This is a genomic window from Stieleria bergensis (genome assembly GCA_007745635.1).
Taxonomy (GTDB): Bacteria; Planctomycetota; Planctomycetia; order Pirellulales; family Pirellulaceae; genus Stieleria; species Stieleria bergensis.
Genome location: CP036272.1, coordinates 837,087 through 852,561, shown reverse-complemented (window position 1 = coordinate 852,561; position 15,475 = coordinate 837,087). Strand labels below are relative to the sequence as shown.

The window sequence follows — 15,475 nt, the reverse complement described above, 5'->3', positions numbered from 1 at the left end:
ACTGGCAAACGGAGTTGCCATCATCGGTCGATGACCACACGGGCGTGTGTCATCGCTGCGGTGGCATCCAGGGTGCTACTTGACGCGACTTCTGCTCTTTGGATCGCTGAAAGATATCAACCAGAGCCCAGTCCAGACTCACACCGGTTTGTCTGGACAATCTCACCGCCTCTTGCTGTGCTTGCTGGGATGTCAGCGCGGTGGGTTGCCGACTGGTCGTCAGCCGTCCTAGCAGGCAGGAAAAGGCCACCAGCAAAACCAGTGCCGCCAGGCTCGCCTGCCAAACTCGCACACGACAACGGCCGAGCAGAAACGATTGTTGGAATCGATTCAGCAACTGGTCGCGGTGCTGAGTCTTTTCGATGGAATTGGTACGCACGCAATGCGCAAGATTCCCCAAAGTTTGCTCTAAGGAACGCACCTCTGAAGTTGCCCTGTGTGGCAAATCCAAGTCTTGGAAATCATGTTCAATGGCATCAAATGGCTGCCACGGTTCTGGTTCACGTTTCATCATGCCCCTCCTCCGACCGAAGCGTCGGCTTCTTGGTCAGCGAGTTCGGCTGAAGGCTCTGCCTGCATTTGTCCACTTAAACGATTGGAGAGTTTCTCCATCGCATATCGATAACGACTAGCTACCGTCGATGGCGAAAGCTGTAAGATGTGGGCAACTTCAGCGAACGTCAACTGCTCCCAGATCTTCAACACGATGACTTCGCGTTGTTCCCCAGGCAGTCGTTCAAGAGCCTGCCAAACCATGCGGCGCTGATCATCCAGCTCAACGACATCCACCATTGATGACGAAAGCACTTGAGCGATCATCCCCAGAGCAGACCAACGCTTCCGGGATCGCAAGGTGATCAATGACTCGTTTCGAACCATCCGCAACAAGTAATGCCAGGGTTGATCAGCGGACGTCAATAGCTCCGGTCGCTGGGTGACCTTTAAGATACACCCACTGACGGCATCTTCAGCGTCATGTGCCCGCTGAGTGATGGACAGTGAATACCGCACCAAGCGATCACAGGTCAAATCGTACAGCTGCGACATCGCCAACGCGCGATCACTTTCCTCGCCGTGCTCGGAAAGAAACAACGCCAGTTGTCGCACTTGCTGGTTCAGATCGAATGGATCCACCGATGGTTGGTCACCGCTCATTTCACACTTTACCCCGCCGTCGTACGGATCGGATGATCACCGCAATCGGCTGCTGTTTGTGATGCTTCATCGATACCCGGCAATTGCACCAAGCAGCGAAGATAAGAAAGATGAGATCACAGAAATGCCGATCAGCCGTAACCTGAGCCCAATTGTTAGGCGTCAGCTAAGAGCCTGATCGATGGCCCATCGGCAGCCCATGACAGCATTATGATTGATCGAGCGCCCCCAATTGTTAAAAAAAGCGTCAACTTTCCCGGAACACCACCCAAAACCCGCAAAATCAAGGTCGCGACGATCCGGCCAGCGGCTACCAAAGCATGTCGGCGATGAACGCTTGCGTTTGCGGCTGAACAAAGTAATTGAGATGGTGCACTCGATCGTTCGTGCCGAAATCCAGCGTTCGCTCATCTGCAATTTTCAGCTGATGCCCTAGCTGAACCATCGACCGGGTGTCCACCACCAGATCGTTTGCCCCGGGAAACAATGCATCCGCTCCGGTGTCCAACACGCGGTACAAGTTCCAAAACTTCCAAGCCGGTTCGTTCGACTGAAAGTCACTGATGATCGCGTGATAGCGATCCGCCGATCCACTGCCAATGTCTAGCAAGCGTAACAATTCGGGATTGTTGCCCACTCGAGACATCGCAAACAATCCCGGAATCATCGCCACCACACCATCGATCACCGGCGTGCGACTGCCCAGCCCTGTCAACGAGGTCACGACCTTCAAGACCGCTTGCACGAAACCGAACATCGGCACCGCCATCCCCACCCAACCGGCTGCCGTAGTGATCGCCGCAGAGATCTGAGTCAGGCAATTCAACGTCTCGCGAAGTTGTGCTGGCGATGCTAATCCGGTCCCTTCAAGCGGGCTGCCAGCGACAACAACCTTTTCACAACGTTCTGCGTGCGGATCGAAGACTTCACACCACCAACGCGCGACCAGACCACCGCGTGAGTGACCGACCAGGTCAAGCTTTGCTGTGCTGCCTGCGATTTCACGCTGCAAATCCATCGCATTGAACATTGGACCGACAGATAACGTCGGATGGTCAAACGCATACACGTTACCATCGTAGACTTTGATCGCTTGATCCAACCAAGTTTGTTGCGATGACGATTCCGAATCGACCGCAAACCCTTCGAGCATGTTGTCGCTGTTGCTAAAGGTGCCATGAATCAACACCAACGCACGTCCCGAGTCGGGCAAGGCAGCCTGGGTCCACGTTCTGGTTTCTGGATTCAACCGAGAAAGCCCCCGTCGTGGTGTCAGCCGCTGATCTTGTTTGGCCAAGAAACGGGTGATCTGCGAAGGCGCAAGACGCTTGAACTCGAACTCCAATGCATCCACCGCGTCGCCACCCGATCGGCCGCGCATTTGTTGTCGCATTGGAGGCAGCGCTCCGCCAGAACTTTCTTCCCACTGCAAGATCCCGTCACAATCCACCAGACGCAGACAAACACTGCCGCCCACGGCAACGTCGTCGCGACCACTGCTTGCGCGAACGCGTGCATCGCGTTGAAAACCGTGCAACGAACGAACCTGTGAGTCGCCAAAGGACTCGATTGCTAACTGCTGAAAAACCTGTTCCATCTCATTGACTCCTCTGTTAGAGATCGACCGGGTATCCCGAAGGCGCTTGTGCAATGGTCTGCGTAGGAAACGGCAGCGGTCTGACGGCGTTGTTAAGCAACGGGTCTCCTTCGCGGGCGCTAACCAGATCGATCATCGCTCGGAACGAATGGCTATGTCGCGGTTGAAAATGCAACTGGCCTTCAGCAACCGCTTCGCCAAAGCCTTTTTGTTCCGTTAAAGCGACCGTTTCGATTGGCACCAAGCAACCTTGTTGCACCCAAGCACGAATCTCTGAATACGTTTTTCGCCCGGAAACCCAATGCATTGGGTCATCACGCATCGCATCGGTGTCATCGGGCGACGGCACCGCGTCCGTCATCACGTCCATGAAGTCCTGATGCGCCCGAACGTCTTTCCAATAGCCTGCAAACACATGCCCGTTTAGCAGGAACAGAACGGGGTGAATTTCGATCCATTCCATCGCGGCAACCAGCAGCAAAGCTAAATCAACGCAAGTACCAAACCCACCACCAATCGTTTGGCTAGGCGTTCGCAGTCGCTGCCGAAACGCTTCATAGGAGGGCGGCGGATTGATATAACCCAATTGATACTCCAGCAACAGCGCCGACCAAATCGCACGCACTTGGCAATCCACTCCTTCCCAGCGATCAGCCTCCTGAGCTGAAGACTGATAACTTTGATAGCCATCAAATCCCACGCTGACTCGATCGGCAAGCGAGCGGAGGTACTTATGCGCGACTTCGACAATCTGATTGATCTTCGGATCTCGAGGCTGAACAAAGGATGGCAACAGACTGATCTGCTGATCTTCCAGCGACCAATGATCGGCGGGCGAAATCCAGACTGGATACGCGTGCCGAAATGCAACTTGATCATGCCAGGTCAAATCGACGAACAAGCTGGCCTGCGTGCGTTCGGAGATACCGTGAAACAGTGACGCCGGTAACGGCAAATGAACAGCCCGCTGGCCGATGCAGCCTCCCTCCGGACCGCCATTGCAAGCACGTTTTCGTAGCCCGCAGGACAAATCATAACGATACGTTTTACGATCCAAGGCAAACCGCGTGTGAAACGGATAGGCCTGCATGCCAACGATCAGCTTAACAGAGACCTGCAAGTCTTCCACCGCACCGATCTCGCTGGCGCGATCGGCAACGAATCGCACCGCGAGTGATTCGAATAAACTCTCGCCGTTATGCAACGCAGAGAAATTCAGCTGTGCCTTTGGCCTGACAGTGACCTGAATCAGATCGGCAGCTCGATCAAGCTCCGGATCGGCTCGCCGCAATTGAGACAAACCCGACCTTCTCTGTCCCGTTTTAGTCGGTGACTTGGGGACCTGCGTGCGACGTTGCTGCCAGAGCTGGTAGTCGTCAAATCGTTTCCCGCCGATCAGCGACTCCGCTGACCATAGGTTCATGCCACTGCCGCGAAGTCGCAGCCGATCACTGGACAACGTTTCCATGGCCGAAGTGAACGCGATCAACAGATTCCACTGCGACTCCACCGCCGCACGATAGAAATGCAAAAAGAACAGTTCAGCGATCGAAGAGCTGTACGTATGCTGCATGCCCACCGCCGCAGCGACGCCGCGTTTCAAAGTCATCGGTGCCAATCGAACGCCACTGTCGAAACTATTGAATCCAACAAAGATGGGTTTGGGTGAACCCTGCGTGAGCAAGTCCGCGATTCGTTCCGCACGACACTCCTCGGGCTGGCCTGCAGCATCGCACAGATTGAATCCATCACGCACGTCATGACTTGACATGCCTAAGACCGATCGAGCACTCCGGTTGTCAACCGCTGAGACATGAATCACGTCCGGCGACGCGGACTTGAGACCCTGCTTGATCTGCTGATCGGTGGGCTGTGTGGTTTGGCCGATTCGCGTAATCTGTTGTGGATCAAAGCTATCGGCCAGTAAAGCTTGTTCGGCTGCTAAATCGACCTGAGCTGACAAACTCTGCGGCACACTCGCCAACCAGGCACATTGCTGCGGGACTCGTTTGGGAATCCGGCGGCCGGTGCGCAGATGCCGAACCACTAACAGGGACAGGCCATTGCGAAAGGTCTTGGATGCTTCCGCCAGGGCGAATTCCCAGGGCATGATCCGTGACTCCCACCAACGATCACGCTCTGACCACGGCAAGGTGACCTGAACCACGCCTTGGACGTTTTGCAAGACCTGTTGATCGATGCCCAGTTGCGCCAAATCCTGCTGCAACCGGCACACCTGTCGATCGTAAGCGCTGCGATCATTCAACCAGCGATGGCGTTGGCGAACCACATAGTTCCAACGCATCGCCACGGCTTTGAGAACTTCATCACAGCGGACGCGACAGAGGACCGATGCGGGGGTACTGATCAGGACTTCGGCCATCAAGCAAGCCAACGAAATAGAAGTGGGGCGATTTCAATTCGCCGGAGTCCGACTCTGGTTCCACACCAATCCCTTCTGACGATCCATCCAGAGCGACACCAACGCGAGCGATTATTCCAATGATGCAGGCAGTGAAGACACCTCTGGTCGAGGCAACTTGAGACAGCCCCAACAAGCCATGCCTGAGCAAGGCACACGAATGTGATGGGAAACCAGCACCGCCATCATGGGTAAGCTAGCTTCGCCAATGAAGCGATCACCCAACGGGTGCACCAGTTCCCCAAAAAACGAGGGACCTTGCCAGCAGAATAGCTGCATTCCGATCCACCGGTACAACCGACCGCAAGCTCTGTGCTGGGCGGCAAGCTCTGTGCTGGGCGGCAAGCTCTGTGCTGGGCGGCAAGCTCTGTGCTGGGCGGCAAGCTCTGTGCTGGGCGGCAAGCTCTGTGCTGGGGGGGCTTAGTGTTTGGCGGCAAGCTTGAGCACAAACTGCTCTAACAAGAAACGATCGCGACCACCGGCGCTATGTGTGCCTTTGAGACGCAAGTCAGCATCGAGCAACCAGGGCAACAATTGAGCAGCTCGGGCGCGTGTCATCTGTTTCATATCCTTGACCGCTTTGCTGACTTCGTTGGGACGAGTGATGCCGGCGCGATTGAGTGATTCTTCCAGCCGCGCTGCGCGGCCGGAGCGTTCGGCAGCCAAGTGAGCCGAAGTGGCCAATCCCAATCGCCGAAGCGACCAAGCAATCTGTGGCAACAAGGCGATCGCCGGTTGCCCTCCGTCGATCAACTTATCTAACTGCTTCAACGCTTCTGCGGCGTCACCGGCGGTGATCGCATCAATGATTTGCCAAATGGTCTTGCCTTGCCAGCCGGCGACGACATCACGCACCAAGGCTTCGTCGATGGTGCCACCAGGATCCAAGTACAGTGACAACTTAGCGATCTCGGTATCCAGCATCCCCATGTCATGACCGAGCATCTCGATCAAGGCATCGGCAGCGGCCGCATTCATTTTCACTTGATGGCGTGGCGCCATGTACTTGGTCAGAAACGAGCGGCGATTGGCTGCGGTGACACCAGACTTTTGTCCCGTTTCGCTATAACAACAAATCAGGTGCTGTTGCTTGTCGAGCAGTTTGTAGACCTTGGTATTACTGGCCAGGGAATCCAACTGCAAAATCAAACGACAGGCATGCGGTCCGCCAGCCAGATAGGCTTCGATTTCGCTACGGCTTTTGGAAAGGAATTTGTCGGCAGCTCGCACGACAACAGTGCGCTGCTCGCCCATGTCAAATAATGAGGCAATGGAGAGCTCTTCAACGACATCGCTCCAGCGGACGGCGTCGCCATCGTACCGGGTCACGTCCCCCTGGCCGGTCAACCGCATGGCAACCCAGGAAACCAAGGCCGGATCGGCACCATACACACCCGCCACATCAAAATCGATGGGCTGGTCATCCTTGTGGGCGTCAAGAAACTCGAAGGCGTGCGTTTTACTCATGTGGAATACTGTACCAAAATCACCGGCAAACAGACAGTCTCCGACAAGCCGGCGATTCCCCCAGCATTCCCCCAGCATTCCCCCAGCATTCGCCCAGCATTCGCCCAGCATTCGCCCGCGATTCGCCCAGTCAGCCTGCTATAAAAGCAATTTCTACAGGCCAACATCGACCTTCAGGCCAGCGGAGACAGACCGCGTCGCCCCGGTTTCACTGGGCAGCAAAAGACGCTTCGGCAGTGGTCGATCCAGGTTTGCCTCGGCAGTCGTCCGTCTCGACGGAGGCCAGCCCTATACTTCTGTCAAATTTCTTAAACAAATCCAGACGCGATTGCCATCCATCAACCACTTGCCGACGCCAACGCAGGCCGCGACTAGCGTTGAACGCAGAACCGACAAACCCAGCAAATCCGCATCACGATGGGCTGAACGGTCTTTCATCCACACAGCTTTTCACAACAGACCTTTGACTCCATGGCTGAAAGCCGCAATCCAAACGAATCCACAGCGCAGCATTTGATCCGGCTCAACCGCGATCTCATTGCGTTAGAGGAACTTGGTTTGAGCTTATCGATTGGGTTGCCCGCCCCCTACGCGGGAGAGCTTCGTGAGCTAAACGAAAGGTTGGCTCTGTATTCTGGAATCGATCAATCCGCCCCGGCCATTCTTCGTCAGTTGCCAGGCACGACCGACAGGTATCGAGCGTGCTTGGAGATGCTTAGTGCGTCCGCATCCCCGGAACAGATTCTCGACTCACTGGTTGAACCACCGATTCGCCATAGCCGTCCCCCGCGAACATCGCTGCCGGACTCCGTGCCTGTGGTGATCTTGATTTTGTGCTACGCATGTTTGCTTGTCGTCTGTCACTCTGCAGCTCCGTTCATTGAACGGGAGTACATTGACATGGATCAGTTCCGCGCGGGGCACGGCGTTGTGAAACCGGACTTCGTCACGCAAATTTTGATCAAGCTTTATCACTGGATGCCGTACTGGCAGTACGCCATCCCTGGGGGTCTGGCCCTGTTTGTGATCTGGCGTTGGCTGCGCAAGAGTCCGTCCCGCCAAAACACACCGAATGTTTTTGATCGCTACGCCGCTCAGGCTCAGCAACTCAACCAGCTGACTCAATCTGACGTCTCCAAACCGCTAGCGTTGGAACGGGTCAGTCGCTGGAGTGCGTGCCCGCTGCCGCCCCTGTTGACGGAGCTTGTGGAAACAGCGGAGGATCGCGAGCCAACGCAGCCATCAGATGATTCGCAAAACCTGCAAGCGCTAAGCCAGCTTTATCGCCGTCAAGCCGACCACATGCTGACGTTGTCCAGCTTTAGCGCATCGGCGTCGCTGATCCTTGGCGCTCTCGCGGTGGCACTGGTTGCTTTGTTGCTGTTCATTCCCTGGACTTCATTGTTGAACCTCCTGACAACGGAGGTGGGAATGTAATGAGTAACCCCATCAATCCCTCTCCCAACGACAACGCCTCGCCAGCATCCGCCGAACCCAATGCCTCGGCCACGCTAGAGCAACATCTTGCCAAAGTGATGCAGTCACGAGATGAACTCGCCGAACGCTTAGAAGAATGGTCCGCTGGACTCGGACAGGGCGCACTGTCAACGCAATGCCGATCATTAGGCAAAGCCATTCACAGCGGAGAAAGCGTGACAAAGATTGCACAGAACTATCCCAGTTTACTGTGGATTCTAACGCTGGATCAGCCTGCGGCACAAACCCGAGGCTTACTGCGGATGGCAGAGCATGAAGCCTTGCAAGCGGCAACGACCAGCAGACGCATGCGAGCGGTGGCCTACCCCTGCAGCATTGCGGTCGCAAGTTTGGGGCTGTTGGTCTTTCTAGGCACATTTGTCCTGCCACAGTTTCGCGAGATGTACGATGAATTCGAACTCTCGTTACCGGGGATCACCGAACTTGTTTGCTCTGTCTCGGACCTGATGATGATCAACCTGACAGCGACCATCGGCATGGTGGCTCTTTTTCTGACCGGCATGATCTTTGCCGCCTATCGCTGGGCAACAGCGCGGCCCAAACCGCGACTGGTTAACAACAAACTTTGGCTGCCGTCAGTCAGCGAGAATCTGTCGCAAGTCTGTTCACAGGTTGCGGAACTCGCTCGACAGAATCTAGACACCCCTTCCATCTTGGCGATTGTCTCAGCCAGTTGCTCCGAACCGCTGATTCGCGTGGAGATCGATCGCATTGCCGCATCGGCCCAGCAAGTCGGGGAACGGATCGCCCCGAGCAACCTTCGTTCATCGCTACCAAGCAACGTCCTCTATGCCCTGCGTCCCCGCACCAGCGACCAAGGCCCCAACATTGCACTGCTGCAACAATTGGCTCACAACTACCATACGATCAACACCTCGCGGCGTGAAACGCTCACCCTGTTGCTCGGCCAGAGCCTGATCATTCTCACTGGGATGATCATCGGCATCACCGTATTTTCCATCCTGGCTCCAATGCTGTCCCTCATTACCAGCCTTTCATAGAGGGAGCAAATCAGTGAGCAAAGTCCCCTTACGTGTCACCGTCGAGAAAGTTTTCGAAAAGCTACCCGGCGTCCAAGCTGGCAACTCTCGAACCAGCAAGCAGCGCTGCTTGCTACGACTGCTTGCCACAGCGCATCAACAACAGCTCTCGCCGGCCATTCTGACCAAGAACTTGGCGGAGGAGTATCCAGGCAGTTATGGACACAAGCTCCAACAGCTTCACCGCTGGCTAAAAGCAGATGGTTCGATGAGCGCCGCCGTCCGGCACACTCCTGGAATCCTTAGCGAGTCCGATACCCTGGCGGTGCTGTGCGGCATTGAAACTCAGAACATTGAACCGACATTCAAAATCCTCACCGACTCCAATCGAGACGATGCCGGCAATGGCGCCCAAGCACCGGTGACCAGTAAGGTTGGCTACTTTGTGTTTTTATCCTGCACGATTTCGATCGCCTTGGCGTTTTCGATGTCACTGGTGCTGCCAATGATTGCTTACATGTTCGAGGAGTTTGGGCTCGAAATGGGATTCGGACTCGAATCGCTGCATGCCTATCACGTCCTGGTCGGGATCGCACTGCTGTTTTTCATTTTGGCAACGATTGCTGTTGCCTTGCTGCAGATCCCGGACATCAAGCGGTTCATGACTCAGTCATTCTTGGCAGACTGGTTGCCATCGATTCGCAGCAACCGGCAAGCGGGAATTGCGAGAATTGTTTCCGTGCCGCTGAGCCAAAATCAACCTCTTCGTCCCACTTTGTTGGCAGCGGCCCAATTCCATGTCAGCGCCAAGTGGCGAAAAAAGTTGCTCCATGTCGCAACGCAACTCGAAGACAATGCTGATTTCTGGTCGCTCGCCAACCAGCAGGGCATACTGCAACCAAGCATTTCCAAACAGATGCGTTCCATGCAGACGGCGCAAACGCAGTCCTGGACCTTGCAAACCTTGGCCAATCAACGGGAAATTGAAACCGATCGTTCGGCGATTGGATTCATCAATGGCGTTTTCAATCTACCGACAATCATCCTTGGGTTTGTCGCCGGCTGGTTGATCCTGGGAGTCATGTCATCACTGACCAATCTCATCATTTCACTGAACTAATGTCCGCTTGTATGCATCCTTGCCGCACCGGCCATTGCCGCCGAAACGGAACAACGCTCACCGAAGTGATTGTTGCCGCTGGAATGGTGATTGCGATTGCCAGCGTCATGATCCCGCTGATCGTCAGCGCGTCACGATTGCGAACACAATCGCGTTATTACCAACAAGTCACCGACGACCTGTCCAACCAGATGGACCGACTGGTGGCCTTACCCACCGACCAGCGCGAACAAGCTCTGGAGCAACTAAAACCGTCCGCACACGTTTTGGAAAACTTACAGGCTGCCACGCTGACCGGTGAAACCAGCACCGACAGCAACGGAACCACGCTCACGCTTCGCATGCAGTGGCAACGCCCCGGTGACCCTCCACCGATCCAGTTGACCGCTTGGCTAGACTGCAATCCGGAAACGGGACAGCCGCCTAAACAGAGCCCCGAACAATCACAACCAACTCGCGAAACAGCGCCGGAGGCCAATCAATGAATCGCCAACAGCGCACCGCATTCACGCTCCGTGAAGTCATGTTTGCTTTGTCGATTGGCAGCTCGGTCATGATGACATCGATGGCCATGATTCATCGTTCCATGAACGAAGCCTCCAGTGCACGTCGTCAACAAAACGATGATCGGCAATTTTTTGCGTTTAGCAGACAAATTCGCGACGACATTCATCTGGCAAGTAAGGCCAGCCTGGAACAGAACAGCGGCGACCAGTACCAACTGACACTGCAATTCCGAGACGCGACGGAAGCGGTTTACCACTGCAGCGACGACCTGATCCTGCGCAACAGCATGCAAGGCGAACGACGCATCAGCCAACAACAATATCGCTGGCAACAACCCAAACAAGTGACCGTTGAACTTTCCACTGACCCGCAAATGGTGTCGCTCACTTTGTTTCGTGTTCCCACAACCATCCATGGCCAAGCGACTCCAACGTCCAAGACGCCACCGGTTTGGCGACAACTCCAAATCACGGCGGGACTTCGTCTCAAACATGTTGCTGGAGACATTCAGCGATGATCATCAACCACCACACACACACGCGGCAAAGCAATTGCCCGCAGCCACAGGGGCCACGTTCACGACGCGGTGCCATCATGTTCTGTGTCCTTGCGTGCCTGGGGGTTTCGTTGGCAATTGTCACGCTCATGGTGCGTGGCGCGGTTAGCGAACGACGGGCAACTCGGCGCCGACATCAAATGAACCAAACCGAGCGATTGCTAGATGCCGGCATTTTGCGTGCCGTGCAACAGCGTCAACAGAACCCCAGTTATCAAGGCGAATCCTGGACCGTGAAGCTTCCTGAACCGCAGGCTGATCAGCCGGCCAGCATTCAAATCAGGATCGAAAACGGGGTCACCCATGTGACCGCACAGCTAGGTGAACGACCTTCAATCACTTCCAAATCCTTTCAATTTAAGACGAGTGAATCGGAATGAAACGCAACGCATTTACCTTGGTGGAACTGTTGGTCGTCATTGCGATCATCGGCATTCTGGTTGGACTGCTGCTGCCTGCGGTCCAAGCATCGCGTGAAGCGGCTCGCCGAATGAGCTGCACCAACAACCTGGCACAGCTTGGACTGGCAGTGCATCACTTCGAATTTGCCATGGAGCATTTGCCCGCCGGTTCAACCAACCCCACCGGGCCCATTAAAAACGTCGTGGATCCAACACAGATTGAAATCAGTTGGGTTGGCTACATTCTGCCCCATTTAGAACAACAACGCCTTGCCAAAACGCTGGACTACAACAAGAGTTGCTTTGGCCCTGAAAACGCCCAGGTCCGGGAGATCGAACTCTCGGCGCTGCGCTGCCCCTCCAACCCACATACAAGCGGCGTTGATGAGACGTTCAACCAAGCGGCCGTCTCCGATTATGCCGCTTGCTATCACGCCGACGAAGCTCCCATTGATCAAGACAACAATGGCGTGATGTTTCTTAACAGCAAAATTCGTTACGCCGACATCTCCGACGGGGCTTCAAGCACTTTTCTGCTGGGTGAACATGTCGGTGATTTCCAGAACCTGGGCTGGCTATCAGGCACACGTGGAACACTACGCAATACCAGCAGCCTCAATGCCATGACCTTTGAGGAAGCCATGGCCTACAAACCCGAACCACTGGAAACAGGAGGCTTTGGCAGCGTTCATAACGGTGGCGCTCAGTTTGTGCTCTGCGATGGCGCGGTACGTTTCATCAGCGAATCGATCGATCCAGAGATTTATTCGTACTACGGCGATCGTGCTGATGGTGCGATCTACCAAGAGGCGCATTAGAAACACGCCGTGATTGTGTTGGCGAAGCTTTCACGCTTTCAGTCGCTCAGTCGACAACATACACGACGACTGAGTTGTGCGCATTTTGCACCACGCCGGTGCCACTGACAAACACAATGCGATCGCCGCTCTTTAGCGAGCCTTCGGCTTTGGCCCAGTTACAGACCTGTTCACGGATTTCGGCCGGCGGTCCCATGCGGCTCATCGCGACCGGGCGAATGCCCCAGAACAAGTTCATCCGCCGCAGCGATGCCGATCGATCGCTAACAGCCAAGGTTGGAATCAGGCTACGCGACCGACTCTTGACCCAAGCGGTGCTACCGGACTTGGTTGCAATGATGATCATCGCGGCCTCAATGGATTCGGCCACCACGGTCGCCGCATGAGTCACCGCGGCAGTGATGGGATGAACCAGGTGAGTCGGGTCACTGGCCTCGAGACGCTCTTGCAAGGCGGTTCGTTCTGACAGCGTCTGTTCAGTGGTGCTCAAGATCCGAGACATCATTTGCACGCTTTGCAACGGATAGTCGCCTACAGCGGTTTCGCCGCTCAACATGCAAGCATCGGCGCCATCGAGAATCGCATTGGCAACATCACTGGCTTCGGCGCGCGTTGGACGCACACTGTGATGCATCGACTCTAGCATTTGCGTGGCAACAATCACTGGTTTGCCCATCGCGTTGCAAACCTGAATGATTCGCTTTTGAGCCACCGGGGTTTGGGCCACATCGATCTCCACGCCCAAATCACCGCGTGCGACCATCACCCCGTCGGCCGCTTGAACAATGTCCTGAAGATTTTCCAATGCTTCAGGCTTTTCAATTTTGGCAATCACCATGGCTTCGCTTTCATGTGCCGTCAGCACATTCCGCAACGACATCACGTCGCCCGCATTACGAACAAATGACAGGCTAATGAAATCGATCTCGTTATCGGCTGCCCAGATCGCATTTTCAATGTCGGCGCGTTGCAACGCAGACACGGACAGTTGCACGCCGGGCAAGTTAATGCCTTGACGACTGCGGACTTCACCGGCGGCCGTGACTCGGCAGACCGCATGATCGGCGTTCACCGATTCGACTTCCAAGGCAACCTGACCATCAGCCAGCATCACGTGATTGCCTGGTTGTAACTCGTCAATCAACTTGGGGTAAGTTGATGTCAATTGATCGTCGCTTTGCGGTGCTCCTTCCTTGATGAACGTGAGCGTCTTTCCAACATCACACTGGAGGGGATCACAGAACAATTCCCCTAAGCGAATCTTTGGCCCGGCTAAATCCAACAGAATCCCCACATGGCAGCCAACCTGTTTGGAGGCTTGGCGAATCGCCATCACTTTTTGCTCGTGATCGGCAATCGATCCATGAGCGGTGTTAATGCGAAAAACATCCACACCGGCACGAATCAGATCCGCTAATTGCTCGGGCTGCTGACATGCCGGCCCCACCGTGGCAACGATCTTTGTCTTGGAGTCTTGTAAAACGGGACCGTGCATTAAGTTCACTTAGAATAGATGGAGGCAACGCGGTGTTGCGAGAAGATGCAGCCAAGCTGATCACAACTGGCAAGTCGAACACTGGCAGACGAGCGAGCTTACGAATCAGCTGCCGTGATAGACGCTTGTTCGCGGCCCCAACGTCTGCCCTCGCGGCGAACCGTGGCCAATCATCGCGAAGACCAGCGTGGCTTGCTGATCATCAGACGTTCCGACAACAGGCAGTGTGTTGATTCGATGATATGTTGTAACCTCTGGGGACAAAACGTCAAAGAAACCGTCCGCTCGGTCAACCTAATTGCCCTGCGAAAGGCCGGATGAGAGCCACTACAATGTATCGCAGTCAATTTTTTCCTTTTAGCTGGAATTGCAATCGTGCCCGAGACATCTCCTGTCGTGTTGGTCACCGGTGGATCGGCCGGTCTTGGGAAGATCATTGCCAAGACGTTTCTAAATGCCGGCTACCGAGTGATGATTGTTGGTCGTTCGACGGAACGACTTCAAAACGCAGCCGATGAACTCGATGGGGGCGATCGACTGGCCATCGCGACCTGTGATGTGAGCGAATTGGCACAGTGCCATGAACTGGCCGAACAGATCAACACCCAGTTCGGCCGCCTGGACACCCTGGTCAATTGCATTGGCACCAGCGATCGAGGTGTGGTGACCGAGTTGACGGCCGATCGCCTGAAACAGCTTTGGCAAGACAACGTGTTGACGACGCTGCACTGTAGCCAAGCGATGCTGATCTTGCTGGAGCAATCCCATGGCAGCATCGTCAATATCGGCTCGCTGGCTGGCAAAGTCGGCGCCCGCTACCTGGGTGGTTACGTGACCGCCAAGCATGCTCTGACCGGACTGACCCAACAAATGCGACTGGAATGGCGTGATCGAGACGTGCACGTTGCGCTCGTCTCTCCGGGTCCAATCCGGCGTCCCGATGCTGGCCAACGCTATGCTCAGCACAACAGCGAAGCACTTCCCGAGAGCGCCTCGGCACCGGGCGGGGGAACAAAAGTCAAAGGCTTGCCTCCAGAAACCGTTGCCGCAGCGGTTCTCAAATGTGCCCAACGAAAAAAAACCGACCTAGTCCTGCCAGGCCACCTGCGTTGCCTGATCGCAATTGGCAACGCATTCCCCCGCCTGGGCGACTGGCTGCTCCTGAAGTTCAGCCGGTAAAAAGCAGGAAAATCGTCGCCCCGCAGCAACAAACCGCACGACATCCGAACCATCCGAACCGTTCCAGGTTGCTGCCGTGATCGCCAGCTTGTGTCTAACCGCATCAATCACAAGAAATCGGATGTCCAACCCAGTGGTTTCGGGGAAGTACTGTAGTAGTGGAAAACGCTGTTTGGATTGACTTCCGAAGTCTTTACACTAGTCTCTAGTGATAGGCGACTCACTCGCCCCCCGCCTCTTTCCCCTCCGAATTCGCTCCTCGATTTGTTCGCTGAACGGCC

Annotated in this window: 14 protein-coding genes; 8 read left to right on the top strand and 6 right to left on the bottom strand. The window is 55.3% G+C overall.

Translation table 11 applies throughout. The features are described from left to right. Positions 1–49 precede the first annotated feature (49 nt). From SV7mr_RS02705 to holA, 5 genes are all read right to left on the bottom strand, one after another. Complete coding sequence (locus tag SV7mr_RS02705) at positions 50–514, bottom strand: hypothetical protein (protein WP_145268993.1); 465 nt, start codon at positions 512–514, stop codon at positions 50–52. After that, complete coding sequence (locus SV7mr_RS02700) at positions 511–1,155, bottom strand: RNA polymerase sigma factor (protein ID WP_145268991.1); 645 nt, start codon at positions 1,153–1,155, stop codon at positions 511–513. The genes SV7mr_RS02705 and SV7mr_RS02700 overlap by 4 nt, the downstream gene beginning before the upstream one ends. Positions 1,156–1,465: 310 nt before the next feature. After that, complete coding sequence (locus tag SV7mr_RS02695; protein ID WP_145268989.1) at positions 1,466–2,752, bottom strand: esterase/lipase family protein; 1,287 nt, start codon at positions 2,750–2,752, stop codon at positions 1,466–1,468. A gap of 16 nt (positions 2,753–2,768) precedes the next feature. Continuing rightward, positions 2,769–5,135, bottom strand: coding sequence for a hypothetical protein (locus SV7mr_RS02690; RefSeq protein ID WP_145268987.1), 2,367 nt, complete (start codon positions 5,133–5,135; stop codon positions 2,769–2,771). 459 nt (positions 5,136–5,594) lie between these two features. Beyond that, positions 5,595–6,641, bottom strand: coding sequence for a DNA polymerase III subunit delta (gene holA, locus SV7mr_RS02685; protein ID WP_145268985.1), 1,047 nt, complete (start codon positions 6,639–6,641; stop codon positions 5,595–5,597). Positions 6,642–7,112: 471 nt separating this feature from the next. Between holA and SV7mr_RS02680 the strand changes: the two genes are divergently transcribed. The 7 genes from SV7mr_RS02680 (at position 7,113) to SV7mr_RS02650 (ending at position 12,520) form a co-directional block, all read left to right on the top strand. Then, positions 7,113–8,078: a hypothetical protein gene (locus SV7mr_RS02680; protein WP_145268983.1), complete on the top strand. Its 966-nt coding sequence runs from the start codon at positions 7,113–7,115 to the stop codon at positions 8,076–8,078. Next, on the top strand, positions 8,078–9,139 hold the full coding sequence (locus tag SV7mr_RS02675; protein WP_145268981.1) for a type II secretion system F family protein: 1,062 nt from the start codon (positions 8,078–8,080) through the stop codon (positions 9,137–9,139). The genes SV7mr_RS02680 and SV7mr_RS02675 overlap by 1 nt, the downstream gene beginning before the upstream one ends. Before the next feature lie 13 nt (positions 9,140–9,152). Beyond that, the gene (locus tag SV7mr_RS02670) at positions 9,153–10,238 is read left to right on the top strand and encodes a hypothetical protein (protein WP_145268979.1); all 1,086 of its coding nucleotides are present in this window, start codon (positions 9,153–9,155) and stop codon (positions 10,236–10,238) included. Further along, positions 10,238–10,723 carry a hypothetical protein gene (locus SV7mr_RS02665; protein WP_145268977.1) on the top strand — a complete coding sequence of 162 codons (486 nt, stop codon included), beginning with the start codon at positions 10,238–10,240 and terminating at the stop codon, positions 10,721–10,723. Before SV7mr_RS02670 ends, SV7mr_RS02665 begins: the two co-directional genes overlap by 1 nt. After that, entirely contained in the window at positions 10,720–11,262 is a 543-nt protein-coding gene (locus SV7mr_RS02660; protein ID WP_145268975.1) for a PulJ/GspJ family protein, read from the top strand. The genes SV7mr_RS02665 and SV7mr_RS02660 overlap by 4 nt, the downstream gene beginning before the upstream one ends. 77 nt (positions 11,263–11,339) lie before the next feature. After that, entirely contained in the window at positions 11,340–11,681 is a 342-nt protein-coding gene (locus tag SV7mr_RS02655) for a hypothetical protein (protein ID WP_419188004.1), read from the top strand. After that, on the top strand, positions 11,678–12,520 hold the full coding sequence (locus SV7mr_RS02650; protein ID WP_145268971.1) for a DUF1559 domain-containing protein: 843 nt from the start codon (positions 11,678–11,680) through the stop codon (positions 12,518–12,520). The genes SV7mr_RS02655 and SV7mr_RS02650 overlap by 4 nt, the downstream gene beginning before the upstream one ends. A 46-nt stretch (positions 12,521–12,566) precedes the next feature. Here SV7mr_RS02650 and pyk read toward each other — a convergent pair whose 3' ends face one another. Beyond that, positions 12,567–14,015 carry a pyruvate kinase gene (pyk, locus tag SV7mr_RS02645; protein ID WP_145268969.1) on the bottom strand — a complete coding sequence of 483 codons (1,449 nt, stop codon included), beginning with the start codon at positions 14,013–14,015 and terminating at the stop codon, positions 12,567–12,569. A gap of 375 nt (positions 14,016–14,390) precedes the next feature. On the opposite strand from pyk, the gene SV7mr_RS02640 reads away from it, so the two are divergent. Next, a complete protein-coding gene (locus SV7mr_RS02640) occupies positions 14,391–15,194 on the top strand; it encodes an SDR family NAD(P)-dependent oxidoreductase (RefSeq protein ID WP_419188003.1) in 804 nt (267 codons plus the stop codon). The last annotated feature ends 281 nt before the right edge of the window (positions 15,195–15,475 follow it).